General features: G+C 36.9%; 1 protein-coding gene. It reads left to right on the plus strand.

What is annotated here, in order from left to right; all coding sequences use genetic code 11:
- The first annotated feature begins 22 nt into the window (after nt 1-22).
- Entirely contained in the window at nt 23-925 is a 903-nt protein-coding gene (locus F6K53_RS42795) for a dihydropteroate synthase (RefSeq protein ID WP_293086678.1), read from the plus strand.
- Nucleotides 926-1,355 lie beyond the last annotated feature (430 nt).

Consider the following 1,355-nt stretch of genomic DNA (forward strand, 5'->3'; position numbering starts at 1 on the left):
TTTTAGTAAATAGAACAATATTTTGAATAGGATAAACATGCTGACTCTCGAACATCTATACGACATTCATGAACAGTATAAGGATGCCTTAAGCGTAAAAGTTGAAGAATTTACCATTGGCAACAAACATTTGAATTTTAATTCTGAAAAAGCTATCTTAGGAGTAGTCAATCTTTCTAGTGATTCTTGGTACAGGGAAAGTGTCTGTTTAAGTTCAGAACAAGCGATTCGTCGCGGCATCATGTTAAAAGCCCAAGGAGCAGATTTTGTAGATATTGGTGCTGAATCTTCTTTGCCCCATGCTGAGAGAGTAGAAGATGTGAGGCAACAAAGTAAAATTTTGCCTGTGTTGGAAGCCCTCCATCAAGAAGGTGTGTTAACTTCTATTGAAACCTATTATCCTCAAGTGGCTAGGGAATGTTTAAAAGTTGGAGCCAATATCATCAATTTAACGGGTTCCCAAGACAATCAGGAAATTTATCAACAGGTATCGGAGTTTGATGCTGGGGTGATCATCTGTTACGTTCAAGGAAAAAACGTCAGAGAAGTTGATAACTTTGATTTTGGCAACGATCCAACAGACTTAATGTATGATTATTTTGCCAAAGAGATTGAACTAGCTACTAAACTTGGTGTTAGGAAAATTTTTGTTGATGCCGGGTTAGGTTTCTACTACAAAAATCTTCAAGACAGCGCCCTACGCATTCGTTTTCAAATGAAAACCTTTTTAAATACTTTTCGTCTTCGGAAATTGGGTTTTCCCGTGTGTCATGCCCTCCCCCATGCTTTTGAATGTTTTGGGGAAGAAGTCAGAAGTGCTGAACCTTTCTTTGCAGTTCTAGCAGCATTAGGAAAAACCGATTTGTTTAGAACTCATGAAGTTCCTAAAATTAAAGCTGTTTTAGATACTCTTAGTTTATTTTAAATCAAAACTAATGACCTCAACGACATCACATTTTTAAGATTTCAAGAGTAGATATCATGAGTCTCGAATAGAGTATATGGCAACAGGAGAGTCTCCAACCTGTGATGTCATTTCATCTGAAATGCCTTACTGGGAAAATAATAGGCTAATTTTTCCTTTTCTAATTAACGACTGGAAGCATGTCTATTATATCGACTTTCCTCTGGAATTTAAAAATACACAGAAACCCAATATAGAACCTATTTGAGATCTTTTTAAGCAGTAGCTAATCTTTTCAACATCAGTCGAACAAAACACAAACTAATCTTGGTATTAGCATGCTCAAGAGTCATGCACAAAATTCTTGACCAAACTCTTACATCTTTCCATCCACGAAGAGCGTCCTTTCGATTACCCACCGCGCTTTTACTGGTACAAACCCAGTTTTACC

The sequence above is a fragment of the Moorena sp. SIO4A1 genome (assembly GCF_010672065.1).
Lineage (GTDB): Bacteria > Cyanobacteriota > Cyanobacteriia > Cyanobacteriales > Coleofasciculaceae > Moorena.